Annotated in this window: 22 protein-coding genes and 2 pseudogenes; 11 read left to right on the plus strand and 13 right to left on the minus strand. The window is 35.2% G+C overall.

Annotation, left to right across the window (positions count from 1 at the left end; all coding sequences use genetic code 11):
• Positions 1-277: pseudogene (locus C9J34_RS02575) on the minus strand (hypothetical protein); the annotation flags it as partial.
• 469 nt (positions 278-746) lie between these two features.
• On the minus strand, positions 747-2,819 hold the full coding sequence (gene mobQ, locus C9J34_RS02580; protein WP_107838295.1) for a MobQ family relaxase: 2,073 nt from the start codon (positions 2,817-2,819) through the stop codon (positions 747-749).
• A 219-nt stretch (positions 2,820-3,038) separates the two neighbouring features.
• Between mobQ and C9J34_RS02585 the strand changes: the two genes are divergently transcribed.
• Positions 3,039-3,269 (plus strand): hypothetical protein, encoded by a 231-nt coding sequence (locus C9J34_RS02585; protein WP_107838296.1) that lies wholly within the window; start codon positions 3,039-3,041, stop codon positions 3,267-3,269.
• 415 nt (positions 3,270-3,684) lie between these two features.
• On the opposite strand, the gene C9J34_RS02595 is transcribed toward C9J34_RS02585, so the two are convergent.
• From C9J34_RS02595 to C9J34_RS02605, 3 genes are all read right to left on the minus strand, one after another.
• Positions 3,685-5,226, minus strand: a complete 1,542-nt coding sequence (locus C9J34_RS02595) for a primase C-terminal domain-containing protein (RefSeq protein WP_193768865.1) — start codon at positions 5,224-5,226, stop codon at positions 3,685-3,687.
• A gap of 762 nt (positions 5,227-5,988) precedes the next feature.
• Positions 5,989-6,927: a hypothetical protein gene (locus C9J34_RS02600; protein WP_107838299.1), complete on the minus strand. Its 939-nt coding sequence runs from the start codon at positions 6,925-6,927 to the stop codon at positions 5,989-5,991.
• A gap of 10 nt (positions 6,928-6,937) precedes the next feature.
• Positions 6,938-7,546 carry an antibiotic resistance protein VanZ gene (locus C9J34_RS02605; RefSeq protein WP_238600544.1) on the minus strand — a complete coding sequence of 203 codons (609 nt, stop codon included), beginning with the start codon at positions 7,544-7,546 and terminating at the stop codon, positions 6,938-6,940.
• A gap of 192 nt (positions 7,547-7,738) precedes the next feature.
• On the opposite strand from C9J34_RS02605, the gene C9J34_RS02610 reads away from it, so the two are divergent.
• The 4 genes from C9J34_RS02610 (at position 7,739) to C9J34_RS02625 (ending at position 10,909) form a co-directional block, all read left to right on the plus strand.
• Positions 7,739-8,545, plus strand: a complete 807-nt coding sequence (locus C9J34_RS02610; RefSeq protein ID WP_107838300.1) for an AAA family ATPase — start codon at positions 7,739-7,741, stop codon at positions 8,543-8,545.
• Entirely contained in the window at positions 8,538-8,936 is a 399-nt protein-coding gene (locus C9J34_RS02615; protein ID WP_107838301.1) for a hypothetical protein, read from the plus strand. The genes C9J34_RS02610 and C9J34_RS02615 overlap by 8 nt, the downstream gene beginning before the upstream one ends.
• 153 nt (positions 8,937-9,089) lie before the next feature.
• Positions 9,090-10,199, plus strand: a complete 1,110-nt coding sequence (locus tag C9J34_RS02620) for a DUF262 domain-containing protein (RefSeq protein WP_107838302.1) — start codon at positions 9,090-9,092, stop codon at positions 10,197-10,199.
• On the plus strand, positions 10,196-10,909 hold the full coding sequence (locus C9J34_RS02625) for an MAE_28990/MAE_18760 family HEPN-like nuclease (RefSeq protein WP_107838303.1): 714 nt from the start codon (positions 10,196-10,198) through the stop codon (positions 10,907-10,909). Before C9J34_RS02620 ends, C9J34_RS02625 begins: the two co-directional genes overlap by 4 nt.
• A gap of 130 nt (positions 10,910-11,039) precedes the next feature.
• Here C9J34_RS02625 and C9J34_RS02630 read toward each other — a convergent pair whose 3' ends face one another.
• Positions 11,040-14,057 (minus strand): Eco57I restriction-modification methylase domain-containing protein, encoded by a 3,018-nt coding sequence (locus C9J34_RS02630; protein ID WP_107838304.1) that lies wholly within the window; start codon positions 14,055-14,057, stop codon positions 11,040-11,042.
• Positions 14,058-14,174: 117 nt separating this feature from the next.
• Entirely contained in the window at positions 14,175-15,824 is a 1,650-nt protein-coding gene (locus C9J34_RS02635; protein WP_107838305.1) for an N-6 DNA methylase, read from the minus strand.
• A gap of 127 nt (positions 15,825-15,951) precedes the next feature.
• On the opposite strand from C9J34_RS02635, the gene C9J34_RS02640 reads away from it, so the two are divergent.
• Positions 15,952-16,386: a hypothetical protein gene (locus C9J34_RS02640; protein ID WP_107838306.1), complete on the plus strand. Its 435-nt coding sequence runs from the start codon at positions 15,952-15,954 to the stop codon at positions 16,384-16,386.
• Positions 16,387-16,399: 13 nt separating this feature from the next.
• Here C9J34_RS02640 and C9J34_RS02645 read toward each other — a convergent pair whose 3' ends face one another.
• Positions 16,400-17,293 (minus strand): tyrosine-type recombinase/integrase, encoded by an 894-nt coding sequence (locus tag C9J34_RS02645; RefSeq protein WP_193768866.1) that lies wholly within the window; start codon positions 17,291-17,293, stop codon positions 16,400-16,402.
• Positions 17,294-17,603: 310 nt separating this feature from the next.
• Between C9J34_RS02645 and C9J34_RS21790 the strand changes: the two genes are divergently transcribed.
• The 3 genes and pseudogenes from C9J34_RS21790 (at position 17,604) to C9J34_RS22285 (ending at position 19,343) form a co-directional block, all read left to right on the plus strand.
• The gene (locus C9J34_RS21790) at positions 17,604-17,744 is read left to right on the plus strand and encodes a hypothetical protein (protein WP_193768867.1); all 141 of its coding nucleotides are present in this window, start codon (positions 17,604-17,606) and stop codon (positions 17,742-17,744) included.
• A 426-nt stretch (positions 17,745-18,170) separates the two neighbouring features.
• Entirely contained in the window at positions 18,171-19,070 is a 900-nt protein-coding gene (locus C9J34_RS02650; RefSeq protein WP_107838308.1) for a hypothetical protein, read from the plus strand.
• Positions 19,071-19,089: 19 nt separating this feature from the next.
• Positions 19,090-19,343, plus strand: a pseudogene (locus C9J34_RS22285) (AbrB/MazE/SpoVT family DNA-binding domain-containing protein).
• Between the two features lie 94 nt (positions 19,344-19,437).
• Here C9J34_RS22285 and C9J34_RS02660 read toward each other — a convergent pair.
• Positions 19,438-19,920, minus strand: coding sequence for a JAB domain-containing protein (locus C9J34_RS02660; RefSeq protein WP_107838310.1), 483 nt, complete (start codon positions 19,918-19,920; stop codon positions 19,438-19,440).
• 264 nt (positions 19,921-20,184) lie between these two features.
• Between C9J34_RS02660 and C9J34_RS02665 the strand changes: the two genes are divergently transcribed.
• Together C9J34_RS02665 and C9J34_RS02670 are read left to right on the plus strand one after the other, a co-directional pair.
• Positions 20,185-20,382, plus strand: a complete 198-nt coding sequence (locus C9J34_RS02665) for a hypothetical protein (RefSeq protein WP_107838311.1) — start codon at positions 20,185-20,187, stop codon at positions 20,380-20,382.
• 127 nt (positions 20,383-20,509) lie between these two features.
• Positions 20,510-22,594 (plus strand): DUF262 and DUF1524 domain-containing protein, encoded by a 2,085-nt coding sequence (locus C9J34_RS02670; protein ID WP_107838312.1) that lies wholly within the window; start codon positions 20,510-20,512, stop codon positions 22,592-22,594.
• Between the two features lie 52 nt (positions 22,595-22,646).
• Here the strand turns inward: C9J34_RS02670 and C9J34_RS02675 are convergent, their stop codons facing one another.
• From C9J34_RS02675 to C9J34_RS02695, 4 genes are all read right to left on the minus strand, one after another.
• Positions 22,647-24,143: an ArdC-like ssDNA-binding domain-containing protein gene (locus tag C9J34_RS02675; protein WP_107838313.1), complete on the minus strand. Its 1,497-nt coding sequence runs from the start codon at positions 24,141-24,143 to the stop codon at positions 22,647-22,649.
• The gene (locus C9J34_RS02680) at positions 24,143-24,322 is read right to left on the minus strand and encodes a hypothetical protein (RefSeq protein ID WP_107838314.1); all 180 of its coding nucleotides are present in this window, start codon (positions 24,320-24,322) and stop codon (positions 24,143-24,145) included. Before C9J34_RS02680 ends, C9J34_RS02675 begins: the two co-directional genes overlap by 1 nt.
• Positions 24,323-24,711: 389 nt before the next feature.
• Entirely contained in the window at positions 24,712-25,065 is a 354-nt protein-coding gene (locus C9J34_RS02690; protein ID WP_107838315.1) for a hypothetical protein, read from the minus strand.
• A gap of 15 nt (positions 25,066-25,080) precedes the next feature.
• The gene (locus C9J34_RS02695) at positions 25,081-25,917 is read right to left on the minus strand and encodes a conjugal transfer protein TrbL family protein (protein WP_107838316.1); all 837 of its coding nucleotides are present in this window, start codon (positions 25,915-25,917) and stop codon (positions 25,081-25,083) included.
• Between the last annotated feature and the right edge of the window lie 13 nt (positions 25,918-25,930).

Below are 25,930 nucleotides of genomic sequence, written 5' to 3' on the forward strand. Positions count from 1 at the left end.
AAGCCCCAATACTGGTCACGCTATCTGGAATGGTCACATTCGTTAGCTGGTTATTATAAAAGGCAGCATCCCCAATACTGGTCACCGCTTGACCATTAATAGCAGGTGGAATATGGACGTCTTTTGTTGTTCCTATGTATTTTGTAATAGTAACACCTGTAGCATTTGGACTTGTTACAAAATCGGATTCACTATTCGCAGCACCATAGACCAGTATATTTCCCCATTGTAAATTGAGGAGTAACACGATTAGGAATAGACTAGCTAGTTTTTTCATGTAGTAAGTCCCTCTCTTTCTTTTTTCTGTGAAAAAATTCTTCATATTTGTGTTGGGAGTGAAAAGCTCATGGATGTTTTATTTCTATGTACGAGTAACCTCAACTAACTGAATTCCCTGTTAATTTCAACCTTTCTAGCATTCAGTACATATAAATTTAAATATAACATATGAAGGTTAAAGATAGGTTAAAAAATTAAAATTAAGATATTCCTTTTTTATACAAAGCAATACAAAAAAACGTTCCCAAATGAAAGTTTGGGCGCATAAGGAAAACCCTTAAACGTTGATATAACAGCGTTTAAGGGTTTTTTAGTAAAACATTGTTTATACGTGATTTTATACACGCTCCGACAAAGCCAATTACATCAGTAGTTCACAGCTTTTTTATGAAATTACGCATCTCTCACTTTCTTGCATAAAGTCCTGCATATCCTTAACGTATATTTTGCGCGTTTTGTCGGCAGGACTAAGAACGTTTTCGCTTATGACTAGATTCAGACGGCTGTTTCATTCGTTGACGCTGCGCCTGTAACTTTTCAAACTCCTCATATTCAAGCTCGTCCAAAATACGATCAATCGCTTTTCCTTTAAAGAATTGTTCGAATAAAAATGGTGCGCCGTACACTTTTAACTGCTTACCACCGAACGTATCATTATAAGGAACAACCCCATCCTTCGTTTGCACAAAAGTAACTGCCAAATGACGGTTTGCCTCCTCTTCAGACAATACGCCTTCACCAATACAATCACTCAATACAAATGCCAGGTAACGAGGATGTGCTAAATCCTTTACCAACCTTTTGTCTAATCGGATCTGTAATGCTAATAGCTCATGAGGCGATGCCTGCTCCCCTTTTAAAATCGTAATATCATACTGCTTCTGAAGCGTTAAATATCGGCTCACTAATTCCAACTGCTCTTTTTCATACTTTTTCGGTGGCGTCTGAGGAAAATCAGCCAGCTGCTCCTTCGTAAATGCCTCCCCGTAATAATCCATCGCTGTTACAAGCCATTCACGCTCCACAAGTGACTTATCTGATACATCTAAACTAGGAATCCGTAAATGAATGCGAGAGTCATAATACTTACCAAAAACCTTCAGTGCCAGCTGCAAGCGTTTCAATTCTTTCAGCTGCTTTTCAAATTGTACCCGATCATCATCAGATAAACGCCCGATCGTTGCTTTATTTTGCAAAGAGACACCATGCTGTTGCATAAAATCTGCTGTACGCTCTTGCACATGCCTTAACCGTTCCTCTGCCTGAACTACTGTAGCAATAGGCTGCTTCACAACAGACTCAACATGACGAAGAATCTCCTCAGCACGAGTATCCTCTAATACCTCATTCACTTCTGCCTCATTTAAAATATTACCCACACGTGCTGTTGCATTTAACACCTCACGCTTTTCAAAAGGCGTCCAGGAACTCGTATCAAGCGTTGAATAATGTTTTAGTAGCAAACGGTCAGCTTCCTTCTCAAAAAGCTCCTCGGCACGTTTAAATGCCTTTTCCTGCGCTTCAAATCCTTTATAACTCTGCTCACTAAAATTCCCTAAATCAAGCTGTACTTGTAGCTTCACATCCCACAAATAAAGCATTCTTCTTTTATCTGCTAAAGTTTCCGGCTGCACATACATTTTAAGCACCTTTGATAACTGGCCAAGCTCCTTCTTCTCAGCTGGCGACAATGCCTGTAATATCAGCTCATGCTTTTCTATCTGCTCTACCTTTTGCTCAATTCCCTGCAATGCTAATTTCTTTTCATTACGAGCCTTCACTTCTCGATTTATTTCTACTCGATCCGAAGAACGCCCCTCACTTTCCATCTTTCTTGCCACATATCCCTCATGAATCGTCGGCTCCTGCTCCAAACCTAACTCAGCATGCGACTTCTCTGATATCTCAACAGCTGCCCCAGCAAGCAATAAAAGCTGATTTGCATACACTGCCCACGCTGTTCTCCACTGCTGTAATTTCTCTTTTCGATTCCAATCATTCACATCAATTTTACGAGATTTCTTTGCCCCACTTGCTGTAAATAAAGCTTCTCCATTTTCATCAACAATGTATTCCTTTCGAGCCTTCGCCCCCCAACTTCCATCCTCTAAAAATGGTCGCATTGTTAACATCACATGAGCATGTGGATTTTTATCATCATCACGATGAATTGCAACATCTGCAACCATCCCCTCATCTACAAATACCTCTTGCACAAAATGGCGTAAAAGCTCCTTTTGCTGCTGCTTCGATAACTCCACTGGTAAAGCTACCGTAAATTCACGTGCTAACTGTGCATTTTTTGCTTTCTCAGCTTTCTCCACTTCATTCCATAACTTCTCCCGATCCAAACACCATTCAGGCGCATGATTAGGCTTTAAAAGCATCGTATCAGGTAATACATACCGATGATGATAAAAGCTTACTTTATCGTACCGTTCACTATATAATTTTTCTCCACTTCGATAAGCTGCACTGGCGATTGCTGATTGTCCTTTACCTCTAGAAATAATCTGCATACTAAAATGATAAATTGCCATCAAGCATTCCTCTTTTCACATGAGCGCTAGCGAATTTTTCACGTGAAGCGTGACCTTGTTTTCGCACATACATCAAATGGGAGCGTAGCGTACATATGGTGTATAAGTGCGCCCTTAGTTTTTATCATTTTATCACAATTCCCTATTTATTTGAAATATTCTGTCCTTTATGTTCTAATGTTACTAAATCTACTTTTCAAAATGAAAGGAGTAACAACCATGAATGATATTAGAAAAAAGCTTGATAAACTTGAAGAAATGAAAGAACAAATACGCCAAGAAAAAGAAAAGATGAATGCTTATATCGGTCGCCAATTACTATCAAAATTAAATATTCAACACGAAGATTTATCAAAAGCTCAACTGGAAGAATTCATTAACACACTCTCTACACTTTATCAAAATCATAATACAACAGAAAAAGCTCCTCATTACCAAAATGACAACTAACAAATTACAAAAGCTAATTGCTGAGAAAAATCGCTTAGAACTCGAAATTACAAAGCTTAAACAAAATGAAACTCAAAAACAACGTACCCATATACTAATTCAAAAGGGTGCTTTACTAGACAAATACTTTGATACACAACACCTATCAATTAAAGAAACTGAAGAACTGCTTCAACTCTTCTCAAATATTATTAAAGAAAAACGTCCACAACGATTCAACAAGTCTACATAATCACATTGTTATGTAGACTTGTTACTCATTCTAAAGGTCCTCGAAGCAAGCTTCTACGGAACGCCTCCCGCTCTGGGCTCTACTCTCCAACAAAACAATTAGTATAGTTCCCTCTATATCCCTATAGCAACGCTACAAAGGGACACGTAATTAGAAATATGTAAGGCAGACTGGAGTATTACTTTAACTAGAGCCTCGAATACGATTTAGACGGGTATCTACCGAGCCTTCATTGAAATAAAGCGCTTCTAAATAGTTCATTAATGGTTCATAGCCTGCAACGACTTCTAATTCCATCGTCCATTCTTTTATTACTTGAATAAGCTGCTTACGGTACTGCGCTTTTGCAGCATTTACAAGTTCCATTGCATACTGAATAAACAGCTGTACCGTTGACCAGCCTGTTTTCGCACCTCTGCCTTTACCCGTTACTGTTTTAATTAGCTTTTTAGAGCGTTTAAGTAGCTCATTAAGCGAACTTTGTGGCATTCCGACTGCGTCACATAGCTCTTTTTGAGAACGCCAAATAAACGGCTCAGAATCCTGTTTTTCAGCCGTAATGTAATCAATAATGTCCTGCTCCCACTCATCATAGTGACTGCGTGTACGGTCCTCACGATTTTTCTTAAACTTATACCAGACACGACTACCAAAGGACACCGTGTAGCTTTGACCATTTTTTACGTGAAGCGCCAGCAATGCCTCAACGTATTCCTTGCTTGGTCCATTATATTTCCCTGAATACGCTGACTCGATAATGACATACAAACTCTGAGCATCTAAAGGCTCCTGCAGACGTGTATTAAACTGATCTAAAAAGTTTTCTGTACGCTCTAAATCCCAGCCCTCCGCATAACAAATAAGCGCTAGTGTAAACAGCGTATTATTACGCCCTAGCACACCCTTATCGCCCTTAATATTTACTGTATGGACGAGAGCATCAAACCACTCTGCATTTATAACAGACTGCTTATGCTTCTTTGTAGGCAGCACAAATAAAGGTCTCTGTATATCATCGTCTTGACGCATCGACCAATCAATGAGCGCAGATACTGTATAGAGATTATTTAAATCTTTATACACCACATTCTTTTCATTAGGAAGACGGAAAAAGCCAAAATCATTACAAAATACATCGGCCTCTACACCTTGCAAACTACGCTTTAAATTATTGCTAATGCGCTTGGCCACTTTTAAGCCTCGGAAATTTTCTTTATTTGAAATAAACAGCGGCGATTCCAGCACAAAATACAGCTGATAGCCACGATCTGATTCCACAATAAACGTCGGTAAGCCAATTGATTCGTCCATAGAAGCAAGCAACAGCTCCTGAACGCTATATTTCTTCGTATCAATATCAACTACAAATGTATTAATTTGCTGAAGGTTACGCTCCTCAAATCCGTAAATAAAACGGCGTGAATCGTCTGTATAGCCAAACGTACGATACACGTTCGGCGTAAAGTGCGTTAACGTCCGTGCATCCTCTAGAAGGGTCTCTTTCGATGTGACGATATAGCCCTTCACGCCATTCGATGTAAAGTCTGCCTTTTGACGCACAACAAAGATGGCTCCTTGACGTGTCGATTTTTCTTTCTTCTCTGCCTCAATACGTGCCGGCAAGCTCGCTTTAGATTGTTTCTTTTTATACGTGTGGATTCCTATATGTAGCAGCGTGTCAAATAGCTGCACCATCTCCTGCTTTTCTAACGCAAAAATAGCCATGGACATAGCTCTCCTTTCTTCAAAGTGAGCGTCCACAGCTATCTCGTTTAAAAGCACACCTAAAAAAGGGTGCATGAAGCCAATTTTCAATCAGAAATATTGAAAATTACGTCTACAGTTGCTATAATTAGCATAACGTGTTTTACAAATGATGTGTTTCCAGCACACCATTTATTTAATCTAATTTTAAGCAACAAATAAGCTTCTACCAAAAGCTCATTTTGTTGTAGACCAACGACGATAAGTTAGTTACCAGCTAACCGCTCGGACGCTCACTTATTTAGTTGTTTAAGTTGTGAAGTCATTCCTTGTCCTACCAAAGACAAATGAGGAATGGCTTTTTTCATGTCTTACAATCTTCGTTACTATCAACTAAAACATAAAATATTTCAGTTGTAAACTAATAAAATAGCATCGTTCAAGCCGTTTTTCTCTCGAATTTCTACTTTTCTACTTTTGTGAGAAAGTTGACTTTGGGTAGAAATTGCAAATTTCTACTTTTCTACCTTTGCGAAGTAGAAATATATTTTTTCGCTTTTTAACGCATATAAAAAGCCCCTCCCATGCCTTATACAATAAGGATTCCATGAAAGGGGACAAATATAGACTTTTCTCGCAAAAGTGGAAATTTCCACTTTTGCGAGAAAATTGACTTTAGGTAGAAATTGCAAACTTCTACTTTTCTACTTTTGCTAGGAAGTTGGCGCTATATTACATTTTTGTTACAGATAAGATTTGAAATAATACTCCCTATCTATTAAATTAAATGGCAATTTCTATGTCTCCTGAAATTAACCTCTCTACAATGATATTATTAATTATTCCTACAAAAGTTTTTGCTGTTTCAGGAGTTACTACAATAGATTTGTTTTCATCATCAAATGTAACCCTTAAATCCGCATTTAATCTATTAACGGCCTGTTTGATTTGATCAATTGTATAATGAGTGCCTGGTTCCGTATACTTAGAAAGTCTTCTAATTGACCTCGCACTACTAAACAATTTTTGCTTTACGTTAGTATTATCTAAACCTGTAAAACTGTAATTTGAAGTTGAAATAGTATATTCTCCACTGATAAATTTTGAAATTACAGCCTGAGACTTGGCCTTCCGATTTTCATTTAGTGTAAGCATACTTTCAAATTTATTAACATCGTATACAAATAACTTTTTTGTATTTCTCTCCAGCCGTGCTGTGAGAGCTGGTGGTAGTTGAATTCCCTTGGGTACATCAACAACTGTTGTATTCTCAGTAACAGATAACGATAACACTGGTTTCTTTTTAATAATAGAATTATTAGATATTGCTAAAAAATAAAGTGAATGTTCGTCTTGAACTATAATAAATTTAATACCTTCATTTTCTTCAAAATTTGCAACTTCTCCTTTTAACTTACCATACTTTGCAAATTGAATAACCTTTTCAGATGGATTATTCATTAGTTTTTCTATTTCTTCTTTAAAAGAATATAAATAACTGTCTTCGGTAATCGAATTAAACTCAACAAAATATGGAATATCTTCAATTAATGCTGTTCCACTAAGTTCACACATTTCATTTTCATGAGCTATCTTTTCCGATAAATCTGTTTCAAAATGATTATAAATTAGACTTTTTTCTGTATCTCCAGTCTGTAATAGATATATTCTATATAAATTTGAATTTTTAGAAGTACATACATAAACACGTTCCAAAGCCAAAATTAATTCCTCATTTCTTATACATAGTAATATGAATTTTTGATCTTTCCGGATCCCCTAATTTATATACTTTCAGTTCTTGATATGTGTCAGATTTAAAAGTAAATACATAGGCATTATGTTGAGTTTTGCATAAACTGATACCAAATATAATTAGTAATACATTTGGAAAAATATCTGTACTTTTCATGATTAATATATATATCAATATTTGAATCACAGCAAATACAGCAACTGCTATTTTTATATCACTTTCTATTATTAAAACGGCTGGTATTACCGTACCTAAGAGAAATGAAATTACATTTCCATTTACTTCTTCTAACTTATTTTCTTCAAAATATTCTTTGTTTGGTGGCAATACTTGGTCCGTTGAAGATTTTGTATATTGATTAATTAATAATGCCCTTAGTAGAAAGCCTAATAAGATTAAAATAAGCAGTAACAATCCACACCACCAATAAATGTCTAGTGTTATTAAAAAATCCCCAAAACCTATTTCTTTATTTAGAGGATTTTCAAATTTATCATCAATTTGTAAGAGGAATAAAATATATGCGGGGGACATAGATGTTAGGAAATATAAGATTTTATAAAACCATCTCGTTCCATAAAACAAAAATATCCCCCCTTAATAATTTTAAATAACCAAGTAATTTTATGTAAATTAATTATACAAAAAACAACAAAATATCACAAATACAAAGGTGGAAATTTGCAAAGAAGATTTTTGCAAAGTATCTTTTTATAATGTATACTTTGGTTATTAAATGATACGTACGAAAATATATATCTATGAGGAGATGATAAGATGGCGATAACAATCGTGGTTGGGAACTTTAAAGGTGGCGTAGGAAAGACAAAGGTTTCAGTGATGGCGAGCTGGGAGTTGGCTTTTGCTCGTGATAAAAAGGTACTGCTAGTAGATATGGACCCACAAGGCAATGCGAGTACGCTGATAGCTCGTTCGACAGGGGTCACGGAGATTAACACAAGTATTTTTGAAGGCTTTCAAAATGGCTCTTTAAAAGAATGTATTGTAGAAGTGACGGATAATCTGCACATGATTCCAGCACAAGTGTCATTTAAGAACTTCCCGAAATTTTTATACGCAAATGTGAAGGAAGAATTTGATCAGGTTTCTTATTTAAAGAAGCTACTCGATCCAATTCGTGATGAGTACGACTATATTTTCATCGATGTACCACCTACAATCAGTGACTTCTCCGATAATGCGATGATGGCTGCAGATTATGTGTTAATTATTTTGCAAGCACAGGAATTATCGCTTGAAGGTGCTGAAACATATGTAAAATACCTGCAATTCATGGCCGACAACTATGACGCAGATATTCAAGTGGCTGGCGTATTACCCGTACTGCTTCGACCAGGTGGACGTGTGGACATGTCTACAATCGAGCGTGCTAAGGAAATGTTCGGCGAAGATAACGTAATGGAAAGCGTTATTAAGCACCTAGAACGCTTAAAGGCTTGGGACGTAACAGGCATCACAGACAATGATATGCACGACCGTAAAGCCCATCAGGTATTCTTAGATGTAATTGATGAGCTAGAAACAAAGCTTGCGCAGTTTGAGGAGGTTGGGAAATATGAGTAATGAAAAAGGTGGCTTAATTAAAAAGAAAAAAAAGCCAGCAATCATGCAGCCTTCCATTCCTGTAAAGAAAAACGATATGGACTTCGGTTACACAGCGCCTGTCAATAATAACGCGCCAGTTGTAGCTGCAGCCGTTCAAAAAGAAGTCACAAAAATTAAACCGGCTCAGCCACGTAAAAAGCTAGGCGTTGGAAAATCCAACAGCACAAAAAGCTTAAAAGTCCCGACTGTCATTCACAGCGAAATCAACTTACTTGGCTCCTTCATGGACGAAGGCAAAACATATGTCATTTTACAAAAGCTGATTGATAGCTATGTGAAGAACGAGTTAACGGATCGTCAACAGCGTCAGTTTGAGTTTATGGTTGAAGCGTTTCATGAGGAGAAGTAACCAATCAATGTCTAACAAAATAGTGTTCTCTATTCTTGTTAGACATTGATTTAATTTTGTATTTTAATATATCAAAAGAACCAAAAGTAATTGTAAAATAACACATGTTAGTTATAATTACACATATAATAAAGAAAAGAGGCTCTATTAATCATGACCTTACAGAATGAAATAGACGCAAGATCCAAAGAAATACATACCGATGGTTACCCTATGTCTCTAGGCGAATTAATTAATATGTACCGAGATGATGAACTTCAATTACAACCTGACTTCCAACGTTTTTTCCGATGGAATGACGTTCAAAAAACACGTTTCATTGAATCTATACTTCTAGGTATACCAATACCTTCAATTTTCGTAGCACGTGGCGAGAATGGCGTATGGGATGTAGTTGATGGGCTTCAAAGATTATCAACTATTTTTGAGTTTGTGGGCCTTTTAAAAAATGATAAAGAAGAGACTCTGGCTCCTTTATCATTACAAGGCACTAAATTCCTCCCTTCACTGAAAGGTAAAAAGTGGGAAGATAAGTACGATTTAGAAAATTCGTTTACTCCCGAACAAAGAATAGACTTTAAGCGCTCTAAATTAGATGTGAAAATTATAAAAAAAGGTAGTGATGAAGAGGCTAAGTTTGAATTATTTCAACGCTTGAATACAGGTGGGTCTTCATTAACAAATCAAGAAATTAGAAACTGTCTGATGATTATGTCCAACAAAAAATTTTACGAGTGGCTATTCGAATTGAGCAAAGACTCAAATTTCCAATCTACTTTACCTTTAACAGACAAACAATTAATAGAACGTGAAGATATTGAAATTGCTCTTCGATTTTTTGTTTATCGACATACTAATATATCTGACTTAAGCGGTTCTGAAGATATGGGTGAATATTTAACAAATATGATGTTGGAGTTAATAAAATCTCCGACATTTGATTTAGAAAATGAGGCTCATATTTTCAAAAAAACATTCCAAATTTTAAATTCTACTTTAGGTGAGAATAGTTTCAAAAAATTCGATCCACTCAAGGATAAGTTTCTAGGTGCCTTTTTGGTATCCTCTTTTGAAATTATTGCTGTTGGGATAAGCCAAAATATTGATTATTACAGAGAAATGGATGCTTCAGATTTAATATCAAAAGTTAAAGGTATTTACTCTCACCTAACATATCAAGAAGCCACTAAAAAGGCTGGTATGAGAGCTATTAATCGCCTAAAAATCTTATCTAATTTAAGTGAAGAGATTTTTAATTCATGAACTCAACTGAAATAGCTGTCTCCACTGTATCAAAAAGCCCTTTAGAAAAACTTCAAACACAATTAGACAAAGATTTCACTTGGCGAAAAAAAGAATTAACTATTGCAAAGGCAAATATTGATAGTTCTACTGGTGAGGCACTAGACTTCAACTTAAAAGTGGCCACTATGATACTTTATTCTCACTGGGAAGGTTTTATAAAAAATTCTTCTAGAAAATATTTGGATTTTTTGAATAAAAAGAGATATACTTTATCTAAATTAAAAAATAATTTTAAGGTATTACATTTCACAAAAAATATATTAGAAGTTGCCGGTACACAAAAGAAAAGTAAATATGTAGAATTATATGAAGCGTTCTCTAAAGAACACGAAGATATCTTCTTTGTGAACTCTGAATCAAACCATATTATTAATACTCATGGAAATTTAAAATATGAGGCTTTAGAAGAAATATTATATAGCCTGAATTTTGAAACAACAAACTTTCAAACTCGTGATAATTTTATAAACTTAAAGCTACTAAGCGTGCGAAATAAAATTGCTCATGGTGAATACTACAGTTATATAAAACATACTAGCGCTGAAGAAAAAGAAGAGTTTGCTAAAAAAGAGTTTTTTCAACTATATAATGAAATACTCCACCTGATGGACATTTTCAAAGATATGATTATTGATGCAGCACTAAAAGAAAGCTATCTAGCAAATTAAAAATTCACTAAAAATTCGAACTATAGAAACCCTTAGCTGGTTCTCTATAGTTCGTTTTTAAATATTGATTTCTAAATTATTAAAAAACACTCAGATTTTAGAGCAATAGCTAGTTCTTTATCAGACTCTTCTAATTAACTTCTAGTAAGATTTCGTTTTTACTGATTTCATAAAGTTCCCATATTATTGATTGGATCATTTTAATTTTAGCTGATTTATCATTTTCTAATATTGCTTTAGCTTTTCTATCTAATTTATTTTTCAACTGGTTATTTAAAGCATAAATATCTCTACTTAAACTTATTATAGACTTATACTGTTCTAATTGGAATTCGTCATCAAAATCAATCTTCACTATCGGCAACTTTTTAAGTAGTGCCGTACCTCTAGCATGGAATCCATTATCAAATTCACTTGCTGTCATTGAAATGACCCATTCTATTAATGGATGTGTAAGAACAGCTTGTATAAATTCAAGAGCATACATAGAATCTTCTTTTTGCGAGATAGCACAATAACCAGCTGTACCACCAGAAGCAATAAGCATGTCTTCATTGTCTAAATAATAAAACGGCTTTTGAGAAAGAACTCCGACAATTAATTTCGGCTTATTTATAAATTTTGTAAGAGCTTGAATCCGACCATAATGATACCAAGTTTCACTAGTAGCATGTGGTACATCTCTTTTTCCAATTACTGAAACTTGTTTAGGCACTAAAGTTTCGTAATTTGCCTCAAGATAATCCCAAGTTCCACTAAATTCAGACTTCATAACTTCCTCTGAATAAATTTTCCCGTCCAAATCATATGGGAAAATAATATATTTGTTATTATTCATTAAATCGTATGAACCTAAATTTTTCTCATTCTTCTTTGTAGGCTTATAAAATGGACGCAAAATATCCTTTTCAATTTCAAATGTTTTATCCATTTTATTTACTGAATAGTGAGTTGCTGTTTCATTTACAACTTCACTTTCAGCAAACCAATAAACTGGTGGTCTTTCCGCACTAGTTTGAATGCCATTGAAAACGTCAGCAATTTCATTTAAAGGCTGAGACTTATTAAAGATTTTTTCTAATAAACCTTGTTCCCTATCACTTTTCGGAAGTACCCATGGTTTCTCATCTAAACTATCTACTGCAAGCTTAAATGAATTATCTGACATTTTTTCGAAATATTCATTAAACCAACTTTGTTTATCACTAACTTTTTGATATTTAAAATGGGATCCATTATTTTTACTTAAATGAATAATAGCACTATAAGTCGTTAAATTCTTTGTGTTTTTACTATGTCCTCTAAATAATTGTAAGGAGCCAAAATCAATATACTCTTTTAATAATTGATTAGCTGTTATTAGTTCTCGTAATTTCTTACCCGACTCGATTTTTGTAAATTTATTTGGGATTATATAAACTAATGAGCCGGCTTCTTTAAGACCATTAATTGCACGCTCCATGAAAATAAAGTACTTATCAAACTGTTTATATGCTGAGCTATAATAAGTCTTATATAGTTCATATTCATCTTTTAGTAATTGACCAACCATATCTTCTGTCGTTACATAAGGTGGGTTTCCTATAATAAGATCAAATTTATCTACTTTACTGTCACTGAAACTCCAATCAAAAGGATAAATTTTCAACCTTTTTCCTATATCTTCATTAATTCCATACATTTCAGAGTCAACTAAGGCATTCCCGGCCTTTACATTTTCATCTAAAATAGGTAAAATACGATTTCTATTTTCTAAAGAATATTCATCTTCACCTTCTAATAGCTTCAACATTAAGCTAAACTTAGCAACTTCAACTGCATAAGTATCTATATCTATACCATAAATACATTCCGTTAGTACCTTAATTTTCAAATCAACACTTAGAACCTTTTCTCCATCCGCTGCTTCTATCAATAATTCTGGATTATTTTCTAGACACCATTGTTGAACTCTAATCAATAAATAGTTAAATACTTCGATTAAAAATATTCCTGATCCACAAGAAATATCAGCTATTTTTAATTTAAGTAATTCTTCTAAACTTTTATTTTCACAGTATGGTGCTAATGCTTTATCCACCATTACTTTTACAATTTCATATGGTGTAGTCACGATATCTCGATTAATATTGGGATCCTTTTTAGTTAACACTACTTGACTAGCTACAAATGAAATTTTTTCAGTTAAAAATAACTCATAAATTTCACCCAAAATACTAGGCTCTAATATTGAAAATGCATATGGACTTACAGGATAGTATAAGCTTTTTACAATTTCAGTTAATGTTTCTTCTTGAATTAATTCTAGTACTTCACTATTTTCAAAAATACCAGAATTATATTTCTTGTCTGCAACCTCAATTATTTCTATTAATTGGTGTTTTACCTTGTTATCTAGGCTATCACCTAACTTATGATACAATGGCAGGTTTTTATCCTCACAAATTCTCAAAAAAATCATTTGATTGATAAAACGTTGTACGATTTCATTAAGATAAGTTTCACTCATTTCCTTATCTTTAGCATAAATATCATTAGCAATTTGAACTCTCCAATTGTTAATTAGCTTTAAAAAATGTTCGTCTATTGGAGAAGCTGATGCTTGTTCGATTAAATGTGAAAACTTTTGCTCAATAATACCTGACCTTACATTTTGATAAGAAAGTAATTCAGTAATTTCATCCCACTTGGAAATATAATCTTCATAATGATAAATTTTTAGTAATCCAGTTTTTTCATTATCTGATACTGCTGGCGCTATCGTGGCATCAAAAATTAATAAGTATTCAAAATTTGTTAAAACAGATATGTAGTGTTTTTTAGACCACCCATAACTTCTCGTTTGAAAAATAGCATTTAAGTCTGTAGCAATGTTTACTGATGGTTTTTTCGCTTCTAAAAAGAACTTAGATACTCCATTCACTGAGAATTTATAATCTGGTCTAAGTGTTGCAGTTGTATAACTCTCCGGTATTACATCTCTTAGCGAAGGCTGCTTTCCAGCTTTATTCGAAACATCCCATCCTAATAACTCAAAAAACGGATCTATATATTCCACACGTGTAGAATGTTCATTATATTTGTTATTAACATCTTTCATAAAAAGATAGTTCTTTTTGAAATTTTTTACTAATTGTTCCAATGTCATTTTTATCACTCGTTTCAAAAAAATTCACTTTCATTAATTTTACATCTAAAGGAAAAAAAGTGATAGTTAAAATCAAAAAACCCTTTCATGCTTAAACCAACACTGAAAGGGCTAATATTAACTACCTGTAGTACCTCGATTTATTCTTCGATTTTTCAATTTATGCCAAATAGCTCTACACTGGGCGACATCTGTAGCAGGAATATCCAATCTTTCTACAAGTAATGTTTGATCGATCCAATCCAATATTTCTTCTATATTGTGATTTTCGCGAATCGCTGTGTTCAAACCATCAAACAGCTCATCTATGAGTTCATCCGCTATTAGCATATCATTAATATTAGGTATCGTTACACTTTCTAATTCCCGAGGTAAGATTTCTAATACGCCTCCACCATAGCTTCTAGCTTCTAATTCCGTAAAAGCAAAGGCTATGCTGTTATAATAAGATAATATAGCTTTTTTTCTGTCAGTTCCCATTAAAAATGAGACTCTGTGCATTGTATCTGTACTTACTGCATGACAGTTATTTAAAACAAACTTAGGATATTGATAGTTCCTACGTAAAAAGAAAGCATCTGGTTCCCAAATGGATGGAATGGCATACCATCTCTCTCTGATACTACACTTATAACCTGTATGTTCTTCATTTTGTTCGCCTAACTCTATATAAACTCTTTGTCGTTCCGTTATCTGTGAATCAGTTAACTGGTTAAAATCTAATAAAAAGGTCTTTGCTCCTTGCTCTACATTCGATTTCCAATCAGCTTGTTCAAATGTAACACCTGGAATATTTACACTTCTAGCAATTAAGGGTCTTGAAATATCTAATAAATCATAGTTTTCAGCTGTACCAACGTTTACGCAAAAATAATCATTATTTCCTGTTGTAATACCTACATCTACCTGTGCTATATCGCCAAATCGTATACAGCTTTCAGATTCTCTCAATTTAGTAATTACTTGATTCTCTTGAAGATTTAAAAAATACTTTGTCCATTTCACATTTGATGTATCGATATTTTGAAATCCCTGTTCGGCATTACGTTCATCAAAATGTTCGACTAAATCATTTACATTCATGAACTCTAAAATTTTCATTTGATGTATGCCCACAAATTCAGTATTTTTACACCCTAGGAGCACAACTACTTCTTGATCAATACCATCAAATATCAACTCATCGAATGTCAAAATAGTAATTTCATTTAGATTCTGCATCAAATAACTACGTAACTGTTCAGCATATTTCACTTGAAATAATTCAGCTGGAATAACAAAAGCTACTTTAGAATTATCTTCCATTAAACTAACCGCAGCCACTGTAAAAGCAACCCAAGCATTAATCAACTTATTTGGTCGCATCTGATTTTCTATTAATAAATTACTTTGTATATCCCGTTGTTCCTCACTTAAGTACTGATATCTTATATAAGGAGGGTTTCCTACAATAAAATCGTACCTTTCATTATGATTATCATTATAATAATCATAAAAATCTGATACTACTACATTGAAGCGTTCATCGAGTACTAAACGTTCAGCTGCAAGAGCAGCTTCAGTAGCGGATATTTCAATACCTTTGCAGGTAAAATTACCATCATACTGTCTAAGGGCTTCTAAAAAGACTCCATCACCGCAACTGGGCTCAAGGATTGTGTTAACTGTTTCATCCATTCCCCATCTAACAATAAATTCTGCTAAATCTATCGGGGTATAATATCTACCTGCTAATTTTTGCTCGGTAGCATTTTCTCTTAATCTCATTTGAATATCACCTCCGATTATAATAACATACAATAATTATTTTTAATAAATTTTCATCTTTATGCTACACCGATTGTAAAAAAAAACTAAAACATATATAATTGAGAAAAAGGAGGGGGTTATTATTATGACTTTACTTTGGGAAAGTGCAGAGTTAACAATCCGAGACTTAAGTATTCCAAGCAATGAAAATACTAATCTAACCTGGCAAATAAACTTAGATGCTGGAATTAATGGGATACATAATTTTCAAACTTATTTTAGAAATGAAGTATTTAATGATCTTAATTGGGAATTTAGACGACCTCAATATCCTCATTTAGAGTATGCTAACTGTAATTTTGAAGTAATAATTGAAAATCAAAATATTGGCTATTTTAATTTAGAACTTGTTCATAGTACAGATTTCACTTCGCCTACAGCTTTACAAAATAATGCTATGACAAAAATAAAATGGGGGAATTTAAAAAATCGTATATCTAATCCCAACTATTTAGGTCACACTTTAAAGATATATAGAGCAACATCTTCTCCATACAATTACATTTTAGAAATCAGTTAATTTATTGGTATTTTCACAAATATTTTTCTACATCAACCGACTGTAATTTAATATAATGCTCCATAATCGTCTGATGTGATTTGTGCCCTGACTGTTTTGCAATAGTCGGGATATCAGCTCCCTTTTGATACATAGCGGTAATCTGTGTTTTACGGAATGTGTACGGTGCAAAACCAAGCCAGCTTTGAATTGCTTGATTATAACTAACTTCACTAATTTGTCGGCTCGTATGGTTGCCCCATTTATCGGCTGCACCAACAAAATAATCATTAGCAATTAGCTCACACGCAACCATATACTTTTGAATCGCCTGCACGCACTCAAGCGTCAGGCGCTTTTCTTTCATCTCACCTTGCTTGACCATCATGACCTGGACCGTACGATTTTCTAAATCAAAGTCACTCACCTTCAGCCGTACCATTTCAGACGGTCGATTCGCTGTAATCAGATTCACCAAACAAATCGCTCGCTTGCGGATATCACTTTTTTTTTCTGTATCATAGCGATCAATGAGACGCAGCACGTCGCTTTGCTTTTCAGCTCGTTTCCCCTGCATCGGCTTTAGGCGCATATATTCTTCTTGATTGTATAAGCCTCTTAGTAATTTGATGCTCGTATCGTGATCTGAGGTGAATTGAAATCCATGTTTATGCACCAACCAGTACTTCACGCCAGCTAAGCGTCGGTTAAATGTCGATAAACGCACTTGCTGCTGCGTAATTAAATGGTGGAGATACAGCTCTAATGATTCAAAATCTAATGTTAAGAAATTTTCATCACAAAACGCTTTAAACAAATTAAAATCAGACTGGTATCGATTTAACTTCTCCTGCTGAATCTTTTGCAGCGTTTCATCCTTCTGCTTCGTCATTTTATATTGTTGCAACGAAAATAGTGTTTCTTCCATTATATATACCTCCTTCCCTATATTCGAAATATATATTTCAAAAGTAGAAATTTCTACTTTTGAAAAGTTTTCTTTTGCTAATTTCATTCCTTGTATATAGGAACTTACGTTCGTTTCATTATAGCATAATCAACCTTAAACAATCATTATTTTTTAAGGTTGATTTTTGTTAATCCATCTTCTCCATACTTCTGTCTCCAAACGAATGTTTGCTCTTTTTAATTCAAGCAGCAACACTAAATATTTTCGTGTTACAATATGAACGCAGCATTTTTCAGCTGACTCCTTTTTTCGGAAGGAGGTGTACTACATGCAGCATAATTCCCGGAAGGAAAGAGTAAAGGCTGAGCGAGAGAAGAAGCGTATCGAAAAACTAGCCATTTTTCGATACGCAGCGGATTTATTCCGTTTTATTGATACCTTGTATCGACTCTTTCGCATGATGCTGTAAAAACGTAAAAAGAGGAGCAACTAGTTATCATGACTAGTTGCTCCTCTTTTGGTTCAAATAAAAAACGCCTAGGAGCCACCTAGACGTCGTACTACATGCGATTCCCGGAAAGAATCTTACTACCTTCATTGTATGCTCCTGAAAGCCAGAAGTCAATGAATTATGTTTAGTATGATTCACTTCCTTAACTTTTTATACCGCTATAAAACACAGAGCTTTAGCAACATTAGCTTTATAAGTAACCATAGATAAATTTTTTTCATCAAATATTTTATAATAAGAAGGATTTTAATAGGTTAATGTAGAAATACTTATATAACAATGGTTAACTAGTTAACGCCTGATATAAAGGTATTTATAAGTTAACTACATATTCGTAGGCTCTTCACTTTTCTCATACTTTAAAAATTTACTGGAGGTATCAATATGGCAGATAAAACATTTGGCATTAAAGTAACAGACGAAGTATATGACAAGGCAAAGCTCCTGATTGAAACAAGCGGTCTCACGTCCAAGGAATGGTTTGAAAACGCTCTTGCTACGTATGAAGTAAAAGCGTTACAAACGAACTCTCCTGAATATACACGCGATTTAAATGAGCTCGAACTGCACACTACACGCATTTATGAGCTTGTCGTAAATATGGTACAACAATCCATGTACTTTAAAGATCAAGCTGTAAGAGAAGTAGCAGAGCAGCTCCACAAAAAAGAGCAACTACTCTCCGAACTTCAAGAAAAATTACAAACAACGAAGCAAAGTTTACAAGCAGTCAAAAGTGAGAAGGATGAATTAACAACTCTCCAAGCTGAGCAACAAAAGCAGCTCGATGAAGCACGAAAAGCAATTGAAAACAGCCAGCTCCTCATTGCCGAATATAAGGAAAAAAATGATTCGTTAACAGGTCTCGTGGCAAAGTATCAGGGCTATGCAGAAGAAAATGAGCAGTTAAAAGAGACATTTGCTGAGGAAAAACAGGCTCTTCTAACGTCTGCTGCCAATGAAAAACAACGACTTGAAGAAACGTTAACGACCACCTCAAATGAAGCGAAATCGAACGAAATGAGAGCCAATGAGCTTGAAAAAGCCCTAGCCGATGAAAAGGCGAAATCGGAGCAAGCCACTGCCCTTCTCCAAGAACGTCATGAACTGACATTAGAGCGTGCCGTTGTGAAGGCTGAACGTGAATACCAAGAAAAGTTGCAGATTCAGCTTGAAACATACAACACTCGTACCCAAGAGCTTCAAGCTGAAAATGACCGCATTCGCGTGTCATATGAAAATCGCTTAGAAGAACTTTTAAAAAATAACGAGAAAAAGAAGTAAATTTTAGGAGGAAACGTACATGAAATCAACTGGTATCGTTCGAAAAGTAGATGAACTAGGACGTATTGTCATTCCAATTGAGCTAAGAAGAACGCTTGAAATCAAAGAAAAAGACCCTGTTGAAATTTTCGTGGAGGGTGACTGCGAAAGTTTGTATCAAATGCTGCTTGCATTGTGACAGGGGAAATTACGCCTGATAATTTTACTTTATTCAATAACATCATCCTTTCTCCAAAAGGTGCTGAAATTCTATTAGAGAAATTAAATAAATAAAATTGAGTCGTCTTGCATGCAAGGCGACTCAATTTTTTCATTTACTTGCTTACCAGATTGAAAAGAGGCGCACCGTACATACGCCTCTTCTACTTTACATATATCCTTTTTCTTTTAATGACAGATAATTATCCGTACACACAATCAAATGGTCGAGAAGTTCCACACCTAATAGCTCACCAGCATCTTTTAAGCGTTGGGTAACCGCAATATCCTCGGGGCTTGGTGTACAAACTCCTGAAGGATGCGTGTGTGCCACAATAATGGAAGCCGCATTTTGTAAGAAGGCTGTTTTGAATACCTCCCGTGGTGAAACAATACTTGCATTCAGTGAACCAATGTGACAACGATGTAAAGATTGAATTTGATTTTTCGTTGATAAACAAGCGACTAAAAAGATTTCTCTATCCTCATCACCAATAAATTTTATGGCGATATTAGCAAAGTCCTCGGGTCCACGTACTGCATAATCTGCAAGGTTTTCTGATAAATATTTCTTTGGCAATTTGCGACGCTCGGCTCTGATTTTCACAATCTCGTAAATTGGGTGTAGTGTGTCAGCTTTTTTGTTTGTCATGGTATTTCCTCCTTAGATTTTTTTGATTGCTTTAGCCGCAATCCCGAAGTCGGAAGGCTGAGTTTTTTCCGATTTCTTGGCTATGCCATGCAGCTATTTGCAGCAATCCAAAAGCAAGGAATTGCCTAGCGATAGCTCAAAATTTTTTGTAGCGCTAGCGTGTTTAAACAAAAAATTTTGACGGTCCTTGCTTTTTGAGGTGAAACTCGGATAGCAGTGTGGTAGGCAGAATCTGCCACGCTGATTGCCGTCAGTTGAACGCAAATGGCAAAGCCCAAGCAAATGATCTTATTGCTTGGGCGTATGGCGAAAGAAATCGAAAAAATGCTCATAATAAAAGTGAATGCAGCTGCATTCACTTCCGATTCGTCTTTTGATGTTGACCTTCGCCTCGTTTGGTATGGCGGCCTTGCCGTAAACGCTACAGGAATCTACTCGCTGTTAGGCACTTACAGCGAGTGAGTATCGGAGCGTTTAATGCCAAAGCGACACGTACCCCTTCACACAAGCGTCCTTTGCTTGTGATGAAGAGGTAGTGCAGGCGCCAAAATATGGTATTATATAACTATAAATTAAAGGCGGTGTAAAAATGAAAGCCAGTGAAAATAACTTTTTAAAATTCTTAAGTGGTATGAAACAATTTTTAATCCCAATTTATCAACGAAAGTACAGTTGGCAAGATGAGCAATGTGAACAACTATGGCATGATATTATGCAGGCTGCCGATAATTCTACTGGGCATTTCGTCGGTTCAGTTGTATATATTGAACGTGAAATTTATACAGTTTCTGCAATCCCCCAGTTACTTGTTATTGATGGTCAACAGCGCTTAACAACAATTTCCCTGCTATTAATGGCTCTTAGTAAAAGGCTTTCAACTGAAAATCTAGTAGTAAATGATAATATTACAGGTAAAAAACTCAAAAACTATTACCTTGTCAATAACGATGAGGAAGATACCGATCTCTATTATCGACTTGTACTCACTGATTCCGATGACTCATTTTACAAAGCATTATTAGACGATACCCCTTTCGATGACGAGGATAATCGAGTTATTGAAAATTATAGATTATTTGAAGAAAAAATAAATATGCTAGATGCTTCACAATTAGCTAAGTTATATGAGGGTTTATCGAAGTTATTAGTTGTCGATATTGCCTTAGAGCGTGGGAAAGACAATCCACAGCTCATCTTTGAAAGCTTAAATTCTACAGGACTTGATTTAAGTCAAACCGATTTGATTCGCAATTACTTATTAATGGATTTAGAACCACAAGAACAAAATAAGCTATATATGCATTATTGGAGTAAAATCGAAAAACGCTTTAATTCTGCTAACGATGCCAAATTATTTGACCGTTTTATGCGCGATTATTTAACAATAAAAACAGAAAAAATTCCAAACATCGATCATATTTATAAAGATTTCAAAAAGTACGTATTTGAAAATAAAATCGTTGTAGCCAGCTTAGTAGATGAACTAGAGTTTTACTCGAAGTGCTATCTTGCTATAACATCACCAAAAGATGTGACAAATAAGCAAATTCAAAAACATTTATTTAATATTTCAAAACTGAAGGTAGATGTATCTTATCCGTTTATTTTAGAGGCTTATGCAGATTTATTGCGTTTTAAATTAACGGAGGATGATTTTATCGAGCTATTAAAATTAATAGAAACCTATGTGTTAAGACGTTCTATTTGTAACGTTGCTACAAACAGTCTCAATAAAGTATTTGTTGCTCTTTTAAAAGAGGTTGACAAAGATGCCTATTTAGAAAGCATTAAGGTGGCACTCATAACAAAAAAAGGCAGCAGTCGTTATCCGAATGATGCTGAATTTATTCGAGAATTTAAAACTAGAAATATGTACAAAATGCGTAACCTGCGCTTTTTATTAGAGGGAATTGAAAACTATAATCGAAAAGAACCAATTTCCATTGCAGATTTTACAATTGAACATGTCATGCCTCAAAACGAAAATATATCATCTGACTGGCAAAAAGAATTAGGTTCCGACTATTTAGTAGTGCATCAAAATTACCTACATACGATTGGCAATTTAACATTAACAGCTTACAATTCATCTTTAAGCGACAAGTCATTTACTTTAAAGAAAAGTACAGAAAAAGGCTTTTTAAAAAGTCCCCTTTTCCTAAATGAAAGTATTGCACAAGCCGCATACTGGAATAAAGAAAGTATTGAAAATCGAGCTGGGCTGCTTGTTAAAAAAGCATTGGTCATCTGGTCTTATCCTGATATCGATCAACAAACAATCGATAAATATCAACCCGCTAAACAAGTAGATCAAGAAATAGACTTTGAAAGTTTTAATAATCGTTTCAGCAAAACAACACTTCATTTGTATGAACAGTTAAAAGAACAAATAATCTCAATTGACCCAGCAACAATAAAAATAAGCTACACAAAGCTATACATTGCATTCAAAACAATCACCAATTTCGTCGATGTCATTCCTTATAAAAGTAAATTAAAATTAATATTAAATTTCCCTTTCGAGGAAGTAATCGATCCAACAAATATAGCTAGGGATATTACAAATGTCGGTTCTTGGGGCAATGGTGATGTAGAAATCACCATCGAAAATCCCGACCAAATTACACCTGCCCTTGAAATTATTAAACAGGCTTACGAATATCAAATAAAATAATTATAGAAAGGAATAGCTAAAGTATTTAAATTTTCATAGCTATTCCTTTCTATTATTCGAATTTAATTTTAAATCCCCTATTCCGTTCAGTCTTAATTTCTTCACCTTCCAAAGCTACTTCTTCTCCTTGTATTCTTTTTATTCTTCCGTTCTCCTCCTCCAACACCGGCTTAAAATGCTGCAATTCATCCTTCCCATAAATATAAGCCTTCACCGTATAATTTTCCGATGCAGCTGCATGAAGAAACGATGCCTTCGCTTCCTTCACCTCGCTATATCCAACAATTGGTGTATCTGTTTTCTTATGATATAGCTCAATAACAGGTTTTGGTGTAAGTACTTCTCGTAAAGCAAATTGCTCGGAAAAGTTGTTGTACATAACTGCTGTTTTCGGATGGCGATCAATGACATTTAAAAGTAAAATGTCCTTTCCAGCTAGCATCTCTCTACTAATTCGCTCTCCTCGCTCATCCATAAAGACCTTTGTTTGTTGGTCATACTGAGCGACTTCAAAGCCCATATAACGAGCATCAAATACCTCTATCGCTACTTTCGGTGACTTCACATATGACAGTGCTGGTAAATGCTTGGTCAACTGATCAGGTGAAATCTCCTCGCTCTGTACCACGGGCTTTTGAATAATCTGCTCCAATTGCTCATAAAGCTGAGGATGTAGCACAACATCTAGCGTCGCCAATGTTTTCTCTAATGTTGTCTGAATCTCCTGCAGTGCCTTTCGCATTAAATCCGTATCCTTTGCCCATGTCGCAATATAACCAACTGAATAATGGCTCGTATCAAAGCCTAAATAAGTCATGGTCGCATATGCAACCGATTCTGCCTGCGCCTCCTTATGGGCACGTGTCACTTCTTTGTAATCACCATCTTGCCCATGCAGCTGAGCATGCGCAAATTCATGAATAAGTGTACGTAACTTCGCAACAGGGTTTTGTTCACTAGCATTAATGACAATTTCATTCGTTGTTGGCACATAATAGCCACGTCCCTGCTCCTTTACCGAATAAGCCTTTTCAGCAATGTGCAGCTGCTTAAATTGGTTTAGATACCCCTTGAAATTCTCATAAAGTTCCTGGGCACCTGCATCATTTTGAAAGCGTTCATCGACAAAATCTCTTGTTACCTTCAGCTCTTCACCAGCTGTTTGCGATAGATCAAAAACGGTTACCCACTTATAGCCAACCAGCACACTTTCCGTTTTAATTTTGCCATTTTCATAAATCGGCTCATTGGTACCCTTTTCTACTACGGGCTGTGCTTCAAAAAGAGGTGCCCTTATTTGAATGCCCTTTTCCCCTCTTTGAACAAAGCGGTTATGCTTTTTCCATGCTTGAAAGCCTGCCACATAAGTTGCTTGCGGATTTTGCATAAAAATAAGCAGCTGATTATCAACTGAGTATTGACGCATATTCGCTAGAAAGGATAAATACCGCTTGAATTCCTCTTGATTCGTAAATTTCATCAGCTGTTCTTCAAGCCTTGCTGTAAGCTCCTTTGTATGTTCCTCGTATTGATTCGACCTCAAAGCCATTAGTGCTCACCTCGCTTTTGATATAACGGTACATAGCGTAAGTCATCTTCAAACGGCACTTCTAAATACGCTACAATGTCATAAGTGAGTAAATCAGGTACTTCTGAAATCGTTAATAAATCACGCTTATCACGATAAATCGGCTTATCACTAAACGCTACTTCTTCACGTCGATACATGTTTCGCCCTCCTTCTTTATTTCAAAAGTAGAAATTTCTACTTTTGAAAGGCATATTTTTCTACCTTTGTTATTTATACTTTTGATAATTATATTCATTTGTTATATTGAAAATAGAGGTGATACTTATCGCACCCTACAAACAAATTCAAGCCTGTGTTAAAGAACACTATGGCTATACAGCTAAAAGTTGTTGGATTGCACATATGAAAGAAGAATGCGGACTACAACCTAAAATTTCTGCACGTCGGTATTCTAAAGAAAAACGTGTGCATCCATGCGCCCCTGCTAAACAAGCAGACCTACTAGAGACATTCAAACATTTCCATATGATTTAACTTCATACTTAACAAAAGTAGAAATTTCTACTTTTGTTAAGTATATTTATTGTTATTTACTAAGCTTTATCAATGAACCATCCACTCGTTTTCCTTCACTATCTAATTCATAAAGCGTAATATTTTCCTTCGATTCCTGCTCAATCTCATACTGATATGCTAGCTGCTGCTCTCCGTTTTTAGTTGTATAAAGCTTCAATATATCGTCCTCCACTTCCCACTCAAACGAATTGTTAAAAAGCCCCATCTCTACTAAAACCGTATCGTTATCATTAAATGTGACCTTTCCTCCACCGCCAGCAGATTCCGTGCCCATCCACTCGCCAACTAAGTCAACTTTTCCACTACTGCATGCTGCTAATAAAAGCACTAGCAACACCCCTACTGTTAAACGCATCCACTTCATCCTTTAACCTCCTAGCTATTTTAAAAGTCGCATCATGGAAATTCGGGTAGCTGATTTTCCTAGAGAAATACCACCCTTTGCGCCCCCACTTGAATACCACATAGACCGCAGTACACTTGGTCCACGAATAATTAATACACCACAGCCAATAATGAGCATAAAATCATACCAGCTATTAAACGTTGCAAGCAGCTGAACAATCGCTGCCATCAACAGCACCTGCGTTACAATACTGACAATTTGACTTAAAAATTCACGCCACCATACTTCACTAAAATCATAGTTTTCCGTGGCAATTGTAATCGCTGCAAACACACTGAAAATCTCTAAAATAATGAGGTCTACATGGTATACACAAATTTTGAACGTGAACACAATAAACACTACGACTAAAAATAGTAACAATAACGTCACTGCCATCGTGCCTGTGCCAAATACTTCAATAACCATTGAAGATTCAATCGAGCTTGTAATAATATCTGAAGAACTGCCAGCAATTTCAACAAACATATACTGCATCAACGGATACAAAATTTCTTTCACGACAAAGTACAAAATAACAGGGAGCAAAAACACCATGACACTCGCCTTTAGGGCACTCATAATAATCTCAGCAATATTACTTTCATTATTTGTCGCCTCATTAAGCATCGCATTTAAAATACGAAACAGCACAATCGCAACGAGTAAGACGCCACCAAAAACAGCAAAAATGCGATACACATCTAGAAATAATCCACTGAGTGCCTCATGATTAAACAGCACTTCTGCTAAGAAATTAAAAACAGCTGTCAGCAAATCATTTAACCATGTATCAATCATTTCCATTACTTTATCTTTTATATTGAACAACTGGCAGCCCTCC

The sequence above is a fragment of the Metasolibacillus meyeri genome (assembly GCF_003049505.1).
Classification (GTDB): domain Bacteria; phylum Bacillota; class Bacilli; order Bacillales_A; family Planococcaceae; genus Metasolibacillus; species Metasolibacillus meyeri.